Origin of the sequence: Bacillus sp. FSL R9-9834, from assembly GCF_038006905.1 — a bacterium.
GTDB lineage: Bacteria > Bacillota > Bacilli > Bacillales > Bacillaceae_G > Bacillus_A > Bacillus_A pacificus.
Window position 1 is genome coordinate 4,217,399 of sequence record NZ_JBBOWD010000001.1, and the last position, 17,236, is coordinate 4,234,634.

The 17,236-nt window shown below is 36.4% G+C and carries 15 protein-coding genes and 1 pseudogene; 4 read left to right on the plus strand and 12 right to left on the minus strand.

Going from position 1 to position 17,236, the window contains the following annotated elements:
* Positions 1-3: 3 nt before the first annotated feature.
* The 5 genes from ruvA to MKY00_RS22025 form a co-directional block, all read right to left on the minus strand.
* Positions 4-621 (minus strand): Holliday junction DNA helicase RuvA, encoded by a 618-nt coding sequence (ruvA, locus tag MKY00_RS22005; RefSeq protein WP_000464508.1) that lies wholly within the window; start codon positions 619-621, stop codon positions 4-6.
* Between the two features lie 204 nt (positions 622-825).
* Positions 826-1,353 (minus strand): BofC C-terminal domain-containing protein, encoded by a 528-nt coding sequence (locus MKY00_RS22010; protein ID WP_074585705.1) that lies wholly within the window; start codon positions 1,351-1,353, stop codon positions 826-828.
* 197 nt (positions 1,354-1,550) lie between these two features.
* Entirely contained in the window at positions 1,551-2,987 is a 1,437-nt protein-coding gene (locus MKY00_RS22015; RefSeq protein WP_001053964.1) for an IS4 family transposase, read from the minus strand.
* A 153-nt stretch (positions 2,988-3,140) separates the two neighbouring features.
* The gene (locus MKY00_RS22020; protein WP_016718533.1) at positions 3,141-4,070 is read right to left on the minus strand and encodes a DMT family transporter; all 930 of its coding nucleotides are present in this window, start codon (positions 4,068-4,070) and stop codon (positions 3,141-3,143) included.
* Positions 4,071-4,137: 67 nt separating this feature from the next.
* Positions 4,138-4,458: an ArsR/SmtB family transcription factor gene (locus tag MKY00_RS22025; RefSeq protein WP_000426920.1), complete on the minus strand. Its 321-nt coding sequence runs from the start codon at positions 4,456-4,458 to the stop codon at positions 4,138-4,140.
* A 431-nt stretch (positions 4,459-4,889) separates the two neighbouring features.
* Between MKY00_RS22025 and MKY00_RS22030 the strand changes: the two genes are divergently transcribed.
* Entirely contained in the window at positions 4,890-5,333 is a 444-nt protein-coding gene (locus MKY00_RS22030) for a branched-chain amino acid ABC transporter substrate-binding protein (RefSeq protein WP_073529878.1), read from the plus strand.
* Between the two features lie 32 nt (positions 5,334-5,365).
* Here MKY00_RS22030 and MKY00_RS22035 read toward each other — a convergent pair whose 3' ends face one another.
* The 5 genes and pseudogenes from MKY00_RS22035 to nadB all read right to left on the minus strand — a co-directional run bounded on the left by MKY00_RS22035 (position 5,366) and on the right by nadB (position 11,729).
* A complete protein-coding gene (locus MKY00_RS22035; protein ID WP_016718535.1) occupies positions 5,366-6,007 on the minus strand; it encodes a YhcN/YlaJ family sporulation lipoprotein in 642 nt (213 codons plus the stop codon).
* 1,820 nt (positions 6,008-7,827) lie between these two features.
* Positions 7,828-7,984, minus strand: a pseudogene (gene safA / locus MKY00_RS30240) (SafA/ExsA family spore coat assembly protein); the annotation flags it as partial.
* Positions 7,985-8,209: 225 nt separating this feature from the next.
* Positions 8,210-9,316: a quinolinate synthase NadA gene (gene nadA / locus MKY00_RS22045; protein WP_016718537.1), complete on the minus strand. Its 1,107-nt coding sequence runs from the start codon at positions 9,314-9,316 to the stop codon at positions 8,210-8,212.
* Between the two features lie 30 nt (positions 9,317-9,346).
* A complete protein-coding gene (nadC, locus tag MKY00_RS22050; protein ID WP_016718538.1) occupies positions 9,347-10,180 on the minus strand; it encodes a carboxylating nicotinate-nucleotide diphosphorylase in 834 nt (277 codons plus the stop codon).
* 19 nt (positions 10,181-10,199) lie between these two features.
* Entirely contained in the window at positions 10,200-11,729 is a 1,530-nt protein-coding gene (nadB, locus tag MKY00_RS22055; RefSeq protein ID WP_016718539.1) for an L-aspartate oxidase, read from the minus strand.
* 152 nt (positions 11,730-11,881) lie between these two features.
* On the opposite strand from nadB, the gene MKY00_RS22060 reads away from it, so the two are divergent.
* The 3 genes from MKY00_RS22060 to MKY00_RS22070 all read left to right on the plus strand — a co-directional run bounded on the left by MKY00_RS22060 (position 11,882) and on the right by MKY00_RS22070 (position 14,293).
* Positions 11,882-13,024 (plus strand): IscS subfamily cysteine desulfurase, encoded by a 1,143-nt coding sequence (locus MKY00_RS22060; protein ID WP_016718540.1) that lies wholly within the window; start codon positions 11,882-11,884, stop codon positions 13,022-13,024.
* On the plus strand, positions 13,024-13,566 hold the full coding sequence (locus tag MKY00_RS22065; protein ID WP_000812272.1) for a transcription repressor NadR: 543 nt from the start codon (positions 13,024-13,026) through the stop codon (positions 13,564-13,566). Before MKY00_RS22060 ends, MKY00_RS22065 begins: the two co-directional genes overlap by 1 nt.
* Before the next feature lie 79 nt (positions 13,567-13,645).
* A complete protein-coding gene (locus MKY00_RS22070; protein ID WP_016718541.1) occupies positions 13,646-14,293 on the plus strand; it encodes an MOSC domain-containing protein in 648 nt (215 codons plus the stop codon).
* Positions 14,294-14,356: 63 nt separating this feature from the next.
* Here the strand turns inward: MKY00_RS22070 and pheA are convergent, their stop codons facing one another.
* Entirely contained in the window at positions 14,357-15,208 is an 852-nt protein-coding gene (gene pheA, locus MKY00_RS22075; protein ID WP_000621719.1) for a prephenate dehydratase, read from the minus strand.
* Positions 15,209-15,304: 96 nt separating this feature from the next.
* Entirely contained in the window at positions 15,305-17,218 is a 1,914-nt protein-coding gene (locus tag MKY00_RS22080) for an ABC transporter permease (protein WP_016718542.1), read from the minus strand.
* Positions 17,219-17,236 lie beyond the last annotated feature (18 nt).

The window sequence follows — 17,236 nt, forward strand, 5'->3', positions numbered from 1 at the left end:
TACTCACCTCTTACCATTTAGTAAAAGACTAAGTGCCTTTTTAATATACTGATCCGTCGTTAATGATTCTTTTAATAACTCTGGTACAACGCGAGAAACTTCTCGTTCCGCGTATCCAAGTGCGCGCAGAGCTTCCAGCGCCTCATCAAGCTCCGCTGACGAACCTTTCTTCTCATCAAAACGTTCTTCGTCTGAGAATAAATCAACAAATGCATCTGGTACAACGTCTGCTAGTTTTCCTTTTAAATCTAAAATCATTTGGCGCGCTGTTTTCTTTCCTACGCCCGGGAACTTCACTAAAAACTTCTCGTCTTCATGTTCAATCGCTTGAACGACCTGTCCTGTTTGACCAGAAGCTAATATTGCAAGAGCGCCTTTTGGTCCAATACCAGACACACCTAACAACTTTGTAAATAATAAACGCTCTTCACGTGTTTTAAACCCGTAAAGCGCCATAATATCTTCTCTCACATAATGATATGTATAGACACGGATTTCTTGCTTACTTCTTTGAAATACATACGGATTCGGTGTGAAAATTTGATAACCAATTCCATTATGATCAATTACGACATATTCCGGTCCTACATACTCCACGTAACCTGTAACATATTCAAACAAAATACAATCTCTCCCTCTTAAATCATGTATTCCATTTTAACATATTTAATGATAGAAAAGCGAGACTGCCCCAACAAATGTTCTCTATTTGAAACTTCTGTTATTTTCCTACGAAAGCTTTCAATCCAATCGGAAAAGATATGCTAATCGATGAAATCGTAAAACAAATTTTAGATAAAAATAAATAAGAAAAAAAGCAGCTCACTATGAACTGCTTTTTTTCTTATTTTGCACTGCATATTGTTTCATTTTTTCAATCGTCTTCACAAAACCTTCTTTTGATTTAATACGAATACCACGTTTCAATTTCGCACGCTCATAACTCTCAAGCTTTTTCATATCAATTTGAAAGAAGGAATGAATCGCATTATCGCTTTTCGGTACACCTTTGAAAATTTGTAATATCCCTTCCTCTGACACTCCAAAATAACCGCTCGTTTTTAATAACGGAGAAATATCGTCAACTTTCTTTTGTAATACGATTTGTACATCATCACGATCAACGAGCTGCCATTCTTTATACTGCTGTAAAAACTTTTCTAAGTTTGCTACTTTTTCTGTAAAGATTTCCTCACTTACTTCTCCATCAACATACATTCGCTCTAATAAAATTGTAACTTGAGGGTCTTTCTCTGTTACTTCTGGTACTGGCCCTTCCGCCTTCGCATTCGTTCCATAAACGAAACAAAACATCATAACGAAAGCTTGCATCGCAATCAGTATCCATTTCATTTCCGTTCACCTCTTTTAGGCAAGATCATACTTTCATTAGTAGTTTTTCCGGAAATGGGGGTTTTATCCCATGCCCATCAACTTAAGAACGAAAACAAAATGAACTTTCGTTCAAACAAACTAAAAAACACGTAATGTACTTTTGGTATTGAAAAGTACACACACCAAATAAACTCTAACGAGTTTCATTTTAAAAATTATGCAGCTTTCTTTTGTTTTCCAAACCCATTATACTCATAGACAACACCCATAATATCAAAGATAGTTTTCTTCTCATATCGATGAGATTTCCGTCCATTCTTCTGTAGGAGGTCGAACAAACGGATTAAAATCTTTGTTAGATTTTGGGTGTTTCTCTGTATCGCTTGATATAACAGCGATACATGATCTTGAATCATCCCAATGGCTTTATATTCACTTAATTCTCTTTTGTTCTTTTGCAAAAGAAGTTTACGCATCTTAAACATCGTAGAAGAACAGATAAAGATGGCAATAAGTCTTCCATACACATGACATTCTAATCGCTCTTTTTTGATAGTTTGCCAATGATGAATTTGAAATAAGGATTTCCACGTTTTAAAAATAATTTCTATTTGCCAGCGAAGGGAGTAAAAGTCATGTATTTGTTCCATCGGAACAACTCCTTCAGGCGTATTTGAGACATATATGTTGATACCCGTTAATCGTTTACTCTTTTCTGAAAATGTAATACCCTTTTTACTTTCAGTGTAACTTTGTTTTTTTCTACGTTCCTGTATCTGTTTGTCTGTTAAACGATAGATAATTACACGTGTGAATAGTTTTTGATTCTTTCCAATGTAAGCTTCTTTTATTTCGTATGTTTGACCGGGTTTTAAATTGTTCATAATATGTTCTAAATCAACTTGGATATACTGTGATTGCTTTTTTACGGTTCCGTTTCGAAAGTATTCTGGAAACGGATTTTTTACATACACGGTATGGTTTAATTTTAATCTGGATATATAATAAGCACCTCGTTGATCCATTTGATCTAAGTCTTCTAATGAAAAATAACCTAAATCACGGATACATAAATCGCTTGGACGTAATGTGTCTAAGCATTCTGTTCCAAAGGTCTTATCATTATTTTTTCCTGGACCTATCTGAAAGTTTAGAAACTGTCCGCTATGTAAGTCATATTCTAATTGAATCTTGATACCCGCTGTTTGTGCACAACCACCTGATCCAGGATATACATGGGCTAAATGTTTTGGTACTTGGAAAATCGTCGCATCTAAAATACGAATTCGTTGAAAATACGTGAGCGCCGCGCTTGAAATGGCCGATGTTTCACAGATTTTACTTTTCCATAATGCCGAAAAAATATATTTCAAAAATTCAACCGCTTTTTTATCAAAGCGTTTATTGAGTCCTTCTGGACTCATAAGAGTGCCTGTGGCCGCATGTAATTGACTGCATAGTCGAACAAGCGAGTCACTCGCTGTACGTTGACTTACCCAAATACATATGGTAGCTAATTCATTTCCAGAAAACTTTCGTTTTCTTTTTACAAAACCTAATTCTTTTGCGAGTTCTTCCAAAAGAGAAGGGGTTAAATGACGATACAGTTCTTCAGAAAATAGTTGTAATTCATCTTGAATCGAAAGATTCATAAAAAATGTCACCCTTTCTAGCTAGCTTTTTAGAAAGAATAACGTTTTTTGTCACTTGGGGGTAGTGAAAATTCTTAAGTTGATGGGCATGGGGTTTTATCCCTAATTCATAGATTACTCTCATTAAGACTTATAGAGTCCAATGATTTCTACCTATTTCGAAACATATTGATTACTTGAAAGCTTTTTTATATCTTTATTGGATTGTACCGTCGCTATATAGACTCCAATTAATACGATTGCCATTCCAACTATTTGTTGCCACGTAACAGCTGCTCCATATAGGACAACTGATATACAAGTAGCTACAATAGGAGTTAGATTTAAATACATACTCGCTTTGCTTGCACCTAACTCTTCTACTCCTTTATTAAACACGATATATCCAATTAACGTCCCGCATATGACCATATACAACATTTCTATCCATCCCTGTAAAGAAAACGTCCCAACCTTTCCCCATCCATCTTCATATAGAGAAAGGCCTGCTAAAAACACAGTACCCAATACCGTCATACTCATTGTAGTTAATAAAGGGGAGACACCACTCATAACTTTTTTTCCTGTTAAGCTATATAACACCCCACTGATTAAAGCAGCTATAAATAAAAGATCGCCCTTATTAAATGACAAAGACATAAGTGTATTCATTGAACCGCTCGTAATAACAACTATTACACCGATAAGAGACAACATTAAACTTATTCCGACTTTTATACTCCAAGACTCTTTAAAAAATAATATTGCTCCTAAGGTTACAAAAACGGGCATTGTAGCAATAATAAGCGAGCCATTCAAAGTGGAAGTATAGTTAAGTCCCATAAAGAAAAAAACATTGTAGCCAAAAATACCTGTTAATGATACAAATAACAGCCCTTTCCAATTCTTTAATAACAAACTTGTATTCCACTCAGATTTCATAAAAACTATGCCCATTAAAATACAACCCGCTAAACCAAAACGAATTGTTGCCGCTGTAATCGGTGGAATTTCAGTAATAACATGCTCTGCTGTTGCAAAAGATCCACCCCAAAATAAAGGAACAAGTAACATAATGACATACATACGATTTATTCTGTTCATTTTTATTACCCCTTTCAAGTAAACAAGTTTAAAAGTTTAAACTTGTTTACTTGTTAGTTAAAAAAAATTAATAATTCGATTCTATTGCTTGAAGTAAATCCTTCACCTGTTTTAAAAATTCTCCGGCTATTATAGAATAAAAAATTTCTTTTCCATGTCGATCCGCTACAATTAGTTCTGCTTGCCTTAAAATTTTCAAATGATGCGAAACAGCTGGTCTAGAAATCCCCATTTTATCTGTTATTTGCGTTACATTCATCTGTTTGTTTTCTAATAACAGCATAATAATTTGTTGACGATTCTCATCTCCTAATGCCTGAAATATAGGTGTTACAACCTGAAATTTCTCTAATACAACTTCTGTATTTCTACATTCAAAATTCTCCATATCCTATTCATCCCAACCTTATATATAAAACATGTAATATATTACCATTAAATAGTAACTCTTTCATTCGCAGTTGTAAATAACTTTATTTTCAGGCTCTTTTTCGATAAAAAAAGGAAGATTGGATTCCTCCACTCTTCCCATTACATTCATATAAAATGAAAGACGCCTGCAAAGCAGGCGTCTTGATGCGTTTACGGCGAGAGACCAGGCGACCACATTCGCGTGTTTAGCACTTAAGCATATCTCTCGTCTTACGTAAATTAGCTCATCGCTTTGCTAATATAACATTAATAAAGTATAAGTGCAACATGTTTATAAAAATATTTTATTTCCTCTTTCATCCAAACAAATTATATGTAAATTATAAATTGATAAATGCAATATATATGTTACAATTAATATAACAGCAAAATCATCATAAACAGGAGATGGATATTGTGAAAAAAATAAAAGATGAACGTCTCATTCTGCAAACATTAAAAAATATACGTATTGCCTTTCTTTTTCAATCACTTGGTATAATTGGAATTTTAGGCTATATCGGATTCACTGAAGGACTAGATCAAATGACGAAATCTCCATTATGGCTATTATTTATTCTTACGAGTATTGTGCTTAGTTATTTACAGTTAAGCGTTTCAATTGATGTGGAAGAAAGTGAAAAAGAAATAAAGTTAACTCCTTATTACAAACTTGTTTTACGCTCTCTTATTGTAGGAATCGTTATGGCTATTATTTATATCATTTTCAGTCCAGAAAGACCTCTCTTTGAAGCTATTTTAACAGGCAGTATTCTCTTCATATGCTTTTTAGTATCTTACTCCGTTAGTTATTTTATAAAAAAGCGTCGTTTACAAGACGACGATGAATAAAGAGGAAGGGCTACCCTTCCTCTTTTGTTTTGCTATCGCACTGTACCAGTTAAACCGTAACGAATATCTCGGAACATATTTACTATGTCACGATTAAAGTCGTTTGTAACTGTACCGTTACGTAAGCGTGTACTCATTGCATCGACACGAGTAAACATGTCATTTCTTACAGAAACATATACGTTTCTGTTTCCAACTTCATTTGCAACAGCTTGACTAATTTCGTTCGCCATCGCCGTTTCATTTGTCACTGTATTACGTGGTTTTACTGCAATCGCTACATCGTTTCCATATACAACTGTAGACACGCGGTCCACGTTATTCATACGTTTCACACGATTCGTAATTCTTTCTGCAGTTTTACCATCATTGTTAATGTATGAATTGTTCATTGTAATATTACGTGTTGGATGCGGATTAGCAATTTGACCGTTGTAATTTACATCACGGTAATAGTTGTATCCTGTATCGTTACGACCATTTCTATATGTTACATAGTCTGTATAACGATCGTTACGCGTCACATTATCACGATACTGGTGAGTATCATTATAAGATGTACGCTCGTAATTGTAGTTACGTCCATCCATTGCATTGTTTTTTGGTGTACCACATGCAGCTAATGCACTAGTAACTAACAAAGAAGCAGCAATCACTTTTACTTTCGTATTCAATAGAAAAACCCCCTCTGTTAGAATGAGCTTCTCTTCTGAAAAGCTCCCTCTTATGATGAGTAACAGAGCAGGTTTTTACACTGTTAATATTTCACTGGGAATTTTCTAACATTTGATATAGCTCTTCCGTTTTCAGAACGACTTTACATACAAAAAAGGTGGGAATAATCATCCCACCTTTTTTTAAACTTCTTCTTCATCCTCTTCTTCTGAAACTGGCTCCCCAAATACATTTGGTGGATCTGGTTGATAATACATCGTTCCTGGCTGTGGTGCATATGCTGATTGAGTTGGTTGATAATATAAAGGATTCGCGTATTGCGGCCCTCCAGGTTGTGGACTATATAGCCTACTCTCTCCACCGCATCCACAATCTTCCTCTCCTTGCACAAGCGGCGGCATATTATTATCCATCGGCATCATATTTGGATTTGGCATAGACGTATACTGTGGTCCAAACGGCGCTCCTTGCTGATACGGCATACCATAGTATGGATTTTGTTGTTGATAATACGGATTCGGCGGCATCACATTCGGTGGTTGATTATTATCCATGATCGGCATCATATTTGGCATTTGATTGTTATCCATGATCGGCATCATATTCGGCATTTGATTGTTATCCATGATTGGCATCATATTTGGCATTTGGTTGTTATCCATGATCGGCATCATGTTCGGCATTTGGTTGTTATCCATGATCGGCATTATGTTTGGTATTGGGTTATTATCCATGATTGGCATTATATTTGGTGGTTGATTGTTATCCATGATTGGCATTATATTTGGTGGTTGATTATTATCCAACATTGGCATTATGTTTGGTGGTTGATTATTATCCAACATTGGCATTATGTTTGGCACTTGAATATTTGGCGGTATTACTTGCGGAATAACTACATTGTCTTTCGATACATTTGGTGACACTATATTTCCTACATTTTCTTTCTTCACTTGCGGCGATACTATATTTCCTACATTTTCTTTCTTCACTTGCGGTGACACTATGTTTCCTATATTTTCTTTCTTTACTTGCGGTGATACTATATTTCCTACATTTTCTTTCTTTACTTGTGGTGATACTATATTTCCTACATTTTCTTTCTTCACTTGCGGTGATACTATATTCCCTACATTTTCTTTCTTTACTTGCGGTGACACTATGTTTCCTACATTTTCTTTCTTTACTTGCGGTGACACTATATTATCTTTTTTCGTTTGCGGAGAAATGATGTTATTAGGTTTCATTTTATTAATTTGAGGAGCAATTAACTCGCTTCCCTTTTTAATTACATCTGAAATTTTATATTCTTTTTTCGTTTTTATTGGTGGTTGCGGCGGTTGCGGTAACACATTTACCGAAAACTTCGTATTTTCTTTTTCCGCTGGTTTTTGTTTTTCTATAACAGGTGGTTTTTGAATAACAGACGGTTTTTCAACTGGTTTTTCCTTTTGAATTGGCTGTTCTTTTTGCACCTCTTTTTGCGGTTTCACCTGTATTTCTTTTTGCGGCTTCACTTGTATTTCCTTCTGTGGTTTTACCTGTACTTCTTTTTGTGGTTTCACTTGCATTTCCTTCTGTGGTTTCACTTGCATTTCCTTCTGTGGTTTCACTTGCATTTCCTTCTGTGGTTTTACTTGCACTTCTTTTTGTGTTTGTTGCATGGCAGGCTCTTGTGTAATTGGTGCTGATTGATACGTAACTTCTTCCTCGTCTTCTATTCCAAGCGGCGTTGGCGTTGCTGCAAATTCTTTTTGTTGCACTTCTTTTACGTATTGTTTTGGAGGTGCTGAACCTGCTCCAGCATGCTGTTTTACGTGTACACTGTTTGATGGTACTTTAATTTTCATACCTGGCATAATTAAATCTGGATTGCTAAGTTGTGTATTTGTTTTTTTCAACGTATCAAAATCCACTCCGTACTTTTTCGCAATTTTCCAAAGGGTATCCCCTTTTTGCACGATATGAATTTTCAAATTTTCCCCCTCCTGTATAACTTATCTATAAGTAACAAATCTCATGAAGTAACCCTTTCTAAATAACGTTAACCTCTTTTCACTTGTATCACTTCTTCGATTTTCAATATCATTAGAAGCGGAATAAGTATAAGATAATCGCAATGATTTCTTCAAAACAATGTATGCCCATTTTGTTCTCGTTATGATTATATGTACGAAAAAAAGCAACGGGAATCCGCTGCTTTACACACGCTCTAACATACGATTTAATGCAACAACTGCCTCTTCAGTCACTTGTTTATCTACGCTAATAACGTTAATTTCTCCTCCTTTTTCTATCGTTTCAAGTGCCCATAATAAGTGCGGTAGGTCAATTCGGTTCATCGTTAAACACGGACACATAAACGGATTAAGTGAAACAATTTCTTTATCTGGATGTTGTTGAATAATTCGGTTCACTAAATTCATTTCTGTACCAATCGCCCATTTACTTCCGGATGGAGCCGCTTCAATCATATCAATAATGTATTTCGTTGAACCTGCATAATCCGAAGCAGCTACAACTTCGTAGCAACATTCTGGATGTACAATAATGTTCATGTCCGGCTGATTTTTCCGTACGTTCTCAATGTTTTTCACTGTAAAATTTTGATGAACAGAACAATGTCCTTTCCATAAAATCACTTGAATTTCTTCTATATCTCCCTCGTACTCTAATGAATCTGTATACGGATCCCATACTGCCATTTTATCTAACGGGATACCTAAGTCGTACGCTGTATTTCTTCCTAAATGTTGGTCCGGTAAAAAGACGAGACGCTCTTTTTGTGTAAACGCCCAAGATACCATTTGTTTTGCATTAGAAGAAGTTACTGTCGCTCCGCCATTACGACCGCAAAACGCTTTAATTGCAGCTGTAGAGTTTACATACGTTAACGGAATCATCGTATCTCCAAATAATTTTGTGAGCTCTTTCCACGCTCTTTCTGTTTGTTCAATATCTGCCATATCTGCCATCGAACAACCTGCACGCATATCTGGTAAGATAACGATTTGATCATCTGTCGTTAACATATCTGCTGTTTCTGCCATAAAGTGTACACCGCAAAATACAATATATTTCGCCTTTTTATTGCTCGCTGCAACTTGCGCAAGCTGAAGTGAATCTCCTGCTGCATCAGAAAATTGTACCACTTCATCTTTTTGGTAATGATGGCCTGGAATAAATAGTGTTTCCCCCATTTTTTCTTTAATTTCACGAACCCGCTTTTCCATATCTTCTGTTGACATCGTGTAATAACGCTCTGGTAACATCGTTTCAATCGGTTGTACTTTTTCTAAAATACTCATATTCCTTTCTCCCCCTCTAAGCCACTTTCCTTACGCCTCAATATTGAAACTAATATCAAGTGCTTTCACTGAATGTGTTAACGATCCAAGTGAAATATAATCTACCCCTGTTTTTCCGTATTTCGATAAATCTTCAATTGTAATGCCTCCTGATGCTTCCGTAACGATGGCACTTGGTACAATCTTTGAAAACTCCCGAATCTCATCTGGTGTACGGTTATCAAACATAATAATATCTGCACCAGCAGCTACAGCTTCTCTCACTTGCTCCTCTGTTTCTGTTTCCACTTCTACTTTCACCATATGCCCTACTTTTTCTTTCACCGATGTAACAGCTTTCGTAATAGAACCAGCAAAAGCAATATGATTATCTTTGATCATGACACCGTCATATAGGCCGAAGCGGTGATTAAATCCGCCTCCGCACACGACTGCATACTTATCAAACATGCGTAGCCCTGGCATCGTTTTTCGCGTATCACAAATGCGTGTATGGCTGCTATCTAAGGCACGAACAGCCTCGTATGTCATTGTCGCTATCCCGCTCATACGCTGGATAATGTTTAATATAACGCGCTCTGCCGTTAATAACGATGCGATTGGTCCTTGGACAGTTGCAATTATTTCGCCTTTTTCTACAAGATCTCCATCTTTTTTATGAAGCTCCACTTCAATTCTCTCATCAATTAATTTAAACCCTTCTTCAATGACTAAACGTCCCGCAAAGACCCCTGTATCCTTTGCAAGAAACGTTCCTTTTGAAAGTAAATTATCTGGAAAAATAAGCTGAGATGTTACATCTCTTTCTCCTATATCTTCTAGAAAAAATCGATTTAATGCTTCTTTAACCTTTATCGTATTCATAAAGCCCCTCTTCCCCTCATTACACAAGTTGTAGTTTTCTTTTCACTCGAACGATTTCTTTTTTCACGCTATTTCTATGTGGATAATCACTTCGATAATGGCCACCAATGCTTTCTTCTCTTTGCAAAGCTGATACGACGATAAGCTCACAAACTGTTAACATATTCACAATCGTTATCTCTTCATTTGTAAGAGCATCATGTTGCAATATCATATTTCGAACACCGTATTTACTAAGCCATCTCTTTGCATAAGATAAACTTTGTTCTGTTCGCACAATCCCAACGTATTTCATCATACATTCTTGTATTTCTTCTTTCGTCGGCAAATGATTCAGAACGATAAACTTCTTTTCCTTCTCAGCAAAGTTGTTCAATCTGTCTTTTGTCGCTTTCGTTAAAATATGTTGTCCTATTCTTTTTCCAAACACAAGACCTTCTAATAATGAATTACTCGCTAATCTATTGGCTCCATGAACACCGTTACAAGCTACTTCACCAACCGCATATAAATGTGGAATGGACGTCTCTCCATCACAGTTTGTTTTCACGCCGCCCATATGGAAATGAGCACCAGGTACGACCGGAATGCGTTTTTCATTTATATGAACACCATTCTTTTTACACAATGATGATACAGTTGGAAAACGTTCTTCAAAATTTTGGATAGACTCAATGTTCAAATACACTTTTTCACCCGACAAAAGCTGTTCATGAATCGCTCTTGCCACTACATCACGCGGAGCGAGATCGTGGTCTGGGTGTATATCCATCATAAAACGCTGCCCTTTTCCATTTATAAGGACAGCCCCTTCACCGCGGACCGCTTCAGAGACGAGGCCACAGCATCGCCCGCCCGCATATAACATCGTTGGATGGAATTGTACAAATTCTAAATCTACAAGCTCCCCACCCGCGCGGTACACCATCGCAAGTCCATCACCCGTAATTGTTTTGTCATTAGAAGTAAAGGCATATAAACCACCAATCCCGCCTGAGGCTAACACCGTATAATCTGCATCGTAACGCTTCAACTTCCCTTCACTATCTCGCGTTAAAACTCCAGCACATTTTTCGTTTTCTATAATAAAATCAAGCACCATTTCCTGTTCCACTACCGTAACGTACGGAACTACTTCTTGAATGAAATGCTCTAATAAATTCTTTCCTGTTGCATCGCCACCTGCATGTAAAATACGACGCTTCCGATGTGCACCTTCTTTTCCAAGGTGAGGGCCCGTTTCATCTCCATCAAATTTCATTCCATTTTCAATGAGATGATTCATTTCATTCGGCCCTTCTTCAACTAAATAACGAACCGCATCTTCATTGTTATAATGACATCCTGCTACTAACGTATCTTCAAAATGATCATTTGGATTGTCATATGTAGCTATCGCTGCGGCAATTCCACCTTGCGCTAAATATGTATTATTATTACGATTCGTTTCCTTTGTGATAATAATCACATTATTTTCGTGACAAATCTCTTTTGCAACACGAAGTGCCGCAACGCCACTTCCAATAATTAAGACATCTGCACTTGGCATAATTGTTGCCTCCTACTTTACACTTTTCAACTGTCTTGACACCTATATTTACATAGTTTTAAAATAATGACAAGAGTTTTTTTATAATTCTTATTTTCACTACCATTTAAAAAATAAAAGAAATGTAACTCTTACTAGAGAGAGGAACTTACATGATGATATATCTTGATTATGCAGCTACTACACCTATGAGCGCGGAAGCATTACAAACATATATGAAAGCAGCATCGCAATACTTCGGAAATGAACAAAGTTTACACGATATTGGAGGAACGGCCTCTTCTTTATTACAAGTTTGTAGAAAAACATTTGCCGAAATGATTGGCGGAAAGGAACAAGGAGTATTCTTCACGAGCGGTGGGTCAGAATCAAACTACCTTGCGATTCAGTCCCTTCTCAATGCCCAAAATAAGAAGCATATTATTACGACACCTATGGAACATGCATCCATTCGAAGTTATTTTCAATCCTTACAATCAAAAGGGTATACAATTACTGAAATTCCTGTTGATAAAAATGGACTCATTCGTTTAATAGATTTAGAAGCAGCTATTACAGAAGATACTGTTCTAGCAAGTATACAGCACGGAAACTCTGAAATCGGAACCGTTCAAAATATCGCAGAGATCGGGGCACTTTTAAAAAAATATAACGTTTTATTTCATTCAGATTGTGTACAAACCTTTGGTAAACTTCCTATCCATGTTTTTGAGATGGGGATTGATAGTCTTTCTGTTTCAGCACATAAAATATACGGACCAAAAGGTGTCGGCGCTTGCTATATCAATCCGCAAGTTCGCTGGACGCAAATATTTCCGGGGACTTCTCACGAAAAAGGATTTCGTCCAGGTACAGTGAACGTTCCTGGCATCGCAGCTTTTTTAACAGCTGCTGAGAATATATTAAAAAATCAACAAGAAGAAAGTTTACGTTTTAAAGAGTTACGATCTTACTTTTTAGAGCAAATACGAACACTTCCGCTAAAAATTGAAGTAGAAGGTCATTCTACTTCTTGTTTACCACATATTATTGGGGTTACAATAAAAGGAATAGAAGGCCAATATACAATGCTAGAATGTAATCGCCGCGGTATTGCCATTTCTACCGGAAGTGCTTGCCAAGTTGGTAAACAAGAACCTTCGAAAACAATGCTTGCAATTGGAAAAACGTATGAAGAGGCAAAACAATATGTCCGCTTCTCTTTCGGACAACAAACAACGAAAGATCAAATTGATACTACTATTCATGCACTACACACAATTGGAAATCAATTTTATAGAGGTGTTAAATCATAATGAAACAAAACGAACAAAAAAAGATTTTAGGTGAAGAAAGACGACAGCTTATCCTTCAGTGGCTTCTCGCTGCAAATGAACCGTTATCCGGGAATGAGCTATCGAAAAAAACGAATGTAAGTAGACAAGTTATCGTGCAAGATATTTCCTTGCTTAAAGCACGAAACGAACCAATCATTGCGACTGCTCAAGGCTATTTATATTTAAAACCACAAGAGAAACAACAAGCTTTCGAACGCGTAATTGTATGCCAACATAAGCCAGCAGAAGTACGTCAAGAACTTACAATGCTTGTTGACCACGGCGTTACAATTAAAGATGTAAAAGTTGAGCATCCTGTATACGGTGACTTAACAGCATCCATCATGGTAAGCAATCGCTTTGATGTAGAGCAATATTTACAAAAAATTGAAAACACAAATGCTTCCTATCTATCGCAACTAACGGACGGTATTCACTTACATACTATTGAGGCAGATTCAAAAGAAAAGTTAGATGCAGCTTGCGAGGCACTAGATAAAGCCGGTTTTCTCGTTTATTAATGTAAAGCACAGAGTTTTTATCATTCTCTGTGCTTTTTTAATGCTATAATATTGTAATCAATCGTAAAGGAGATCAAATATGGGAATTGAACTCGTACACTTTAGTATTGGCAAACCGAAACAAATGAAATATAGCGAAGATAAAGAAATGATTACCGGTATATGTAAAGAACTTACCGAAGAAGCTTTCCTATCAAAAGATGGCTTCCTTGGTGATGATGTAGCTGATTTAAAACACCATGGTGGACCTGATCGCGCCGTTTGCGTGTATCCACACGAGCATTACGCACTATGGGAAGAGGAATTTCAAACAACACTCCCAGCTTCTGCATTTGGCGAAAACATTACCGTAACAAATATGTTAGAGCGTGATGTATGCATCGGAGATACATACAAATTAGGTGAAGCAATCATTCAGGTGACACAAGCAAGAGTACCTTGTAGTACGATTTCAAAACGCCTCGGCATTCCTGGCATACTGCCGCGCATTGTAGCAACTGGATTTACTGGCTACCTATGCCGCGTTCTTCAGGAAGGTACTGTACGTAAAGATTCAAAAATCACATTACTAGAGCGTCAACCGAGTAATGTTTCTGTCTTGTTCTCTAACGAAATTTATTTTCATAATAGAAAAGATAGAGATGGCATCGAAAAGATTCTTGCTGTTCCAGCACTAGCTGACGTTTGGCGTGATCAATTAGAAGATCGTCTTGCGAAGTTAAAATAAAGAATCCCACCATTTATAGGTGGGATTTTATTGATCTATCACACGGTATAACCTAACTCCCCCTTATAACCAATAAGAAGAATAACTCCCCAGCACCGTAACAGAAAAACCAAGTGCTTCAAGTTCCATCGTTACGCCTGGCAATAATACGTCATCGTATGCTTTATCGACATCGATTAAGAAAAAGTAATTTCCAAGTCCTGTTTTCATCGGGCGCGATTCGATTTTAGATAAGTTTAATTTTCTCCATGCGAAAGCTGATAACACTTGATATAGTGCCCCTGCATAATCAGCAGGTAACGTTATCATAAGCGTCGTTTTCTCTCCGCGGTTTTCTCCATTATTTGAGAGTATTGCTTTCTTTTTCTTATGGAGCACTAGGAAACGTGTATGATTATTTTTATGTGTATGAATACTTCGTCTTACGATCGTTAATCCGTATTTCTCTGCAGCCGCTTCATTTGCAATAGCCGCAATTTTTTCTTCAGGATGTTCTTTCACATATTGCGCTGCAGCACTTGTTGATGTCATATCTCGAGCAGTTATCCCTTTTAATTCTTCATTTAAAAACTTATGACATTGCGCAATAGCGTGTGGATGAGAATGCACTGCATATACTTCTTCCCACACTTCTGCATACTGCGGATGTACAAGTAAATGTTGCTGAATGGGCACTGTAATTTCTCCTACAATAGAAAGTGGTTGCTCATGTACAAGATAATCAATCGTTATATTCACTGAACCTTCTATGGCATTTTCTAGTGGTACCACTGCATAATCTACATTTCCATTTGCAGCTGCATCCATACAATCTGGAATCGTTCGATACGGTACATGCTCTGCTTCCGGAAAAAAACGACTCACCGCCATATTTGTAAATGTTGCTTCTGGTCCTAAATATCCTACTCGAATCATCGTCTTTTCCCCTCTTTTTCGTTTTCTTACTGTTATACCATACTTTTTTATATTCTTCTATGCAAATTTCGAATATTAAAAAAAGACTAGCATTTGCTAGTCTAAATGTTTCCTATATTCTCTTTGGGCGAAGAAGAAATAAATAATGCATGCAGCAATGTAGAACAAAATAAATACGCCTACTTTTCTTAATGATCCGTCCATAAAGACCGTATTATGAAACGTATATAACGCAACTGCACTATGCATACTCCCTACTATAATTGGTGCAAAAAATAGCATACACAATTGCCAGCGAGAAATCTTCCACACTTCTTCTTTCGTCATTCCAAGCTTAGATAGCGCTTCGTACTGCTTTCTATCTGATGAAATATTATGAAACCATTTAAAATATACAATACTACATGAAGTAAGAAAGAATAATATACTAATGAATGAGCCTACAAATAGAGTAATATCGCCGAACTCTTTCATATTCACATATAACTCCATATTACTTCGAAATGCGTTATTATCATCTTGTTTTATATGTTTCCGTAAAGCTTCATTTAATTTTTTCGTATTTTCGATATTGGGTAATGTGTAGCCTCGATATATCATTTTTTCAGAATCCGGAACCTTATTTGCTATACTGTCAAAATCTTCATCATTCATAACGAAGAACAGACCATTAATGTGCGAAGGATGATGGTTAAATTGAACCCCTTCTTTCTGACCGTTAAATCCGAATTGATATGGTTGATTCATTACTTGCAATTGAATCTCTTTTTGATTATATACATTCGAATTATTGTATTTATTATAATAAACAAGTGTAACTGTTCCTTTTTTAGGATGATACGTTTTCTGTTTTTGTTTTCGCGCCTCTTGATTGTACTCACTTTCCTTTATAAGCGGCGCTACTTCTGTTTCTCCTTTATTGGACTGAAAAGATGCATACACTCCAACAAAACTCATAAGTTGAAAATCATCATATCCATATTGGTGCAATAATTGTTCAACCGTGCCCTCCGCAAAGACTTCATGAGAAGAAGCACCTTTTTCTATGTAAGAAAATGAGTGCACGCCCCCGCCACGCCACATATCTTGCATACCAGAAAAATATAAGAACACCGTACCTGTTGCTGTAACTACAAATGTCGTTGCCATAGAAAGCATAAAGAAAAAGCGACCATTTTCCTTCATTCGATGTGATAATTGATTCACTATAAATAAATACGGATATGTATACATAATCTTTTTATTTCGTTTAATCATTTCTAACAATTGGATTGTACCGTGTGTAAAAGAAAAGTATGTTCCGAAAAAAACAAGTATAGACACAGGGAAAAAGTATAACGCTATCGTTGGCATCGTCGCTTGCAACGCTAACGCATATCCTATCCCTAAACAAATAAAACCGAATATACAAAGCCACATTGATGTTTTCTTCTCTTTTTTATCTGCTCGAAATTCTTTCAATAACCGAATGATTTTTATATTCCATATACGTAAAGCACTTATAAAAGATAACAAAATAAAAACGACCATATATGTAATAAATGTTACACCAATCGCCCTTACGTCAAATATGACAGGGAGTTCTTTCGGAAGCCCCAGTAACATACTAAACACCATAAAGAAGAGCTTTAAAAAGATCATGCCAAGCCCAATGCCAAAAATATTAGCAAATACTCCGATCAACATTTGCTCGGTCATAATTACGCCAATTACGTTAGATTTCGTCGCTCCCATTAACATATATAATCCTAATTCTTTCTTACGTGCCTCTATGAAAATAGAAGTAGAGTACAAAATAAATATGACGAAAAAAGAAATGATAATAACATTACATATGATCAGTCCCCAGCGTACGTTTTGATACCACATCGTCTCCTGCATATACGGATGTACAATGACAGACATGTATGCAAAAGACGCAAATATTGCAAAACAACTACTTAAGAAAAACACTTTATAATTACGCCAATTTCCTTTTATATTTTGCAGCGCTAGTTGCCGAATATTCATCTATCGTCCTCCTGTAAC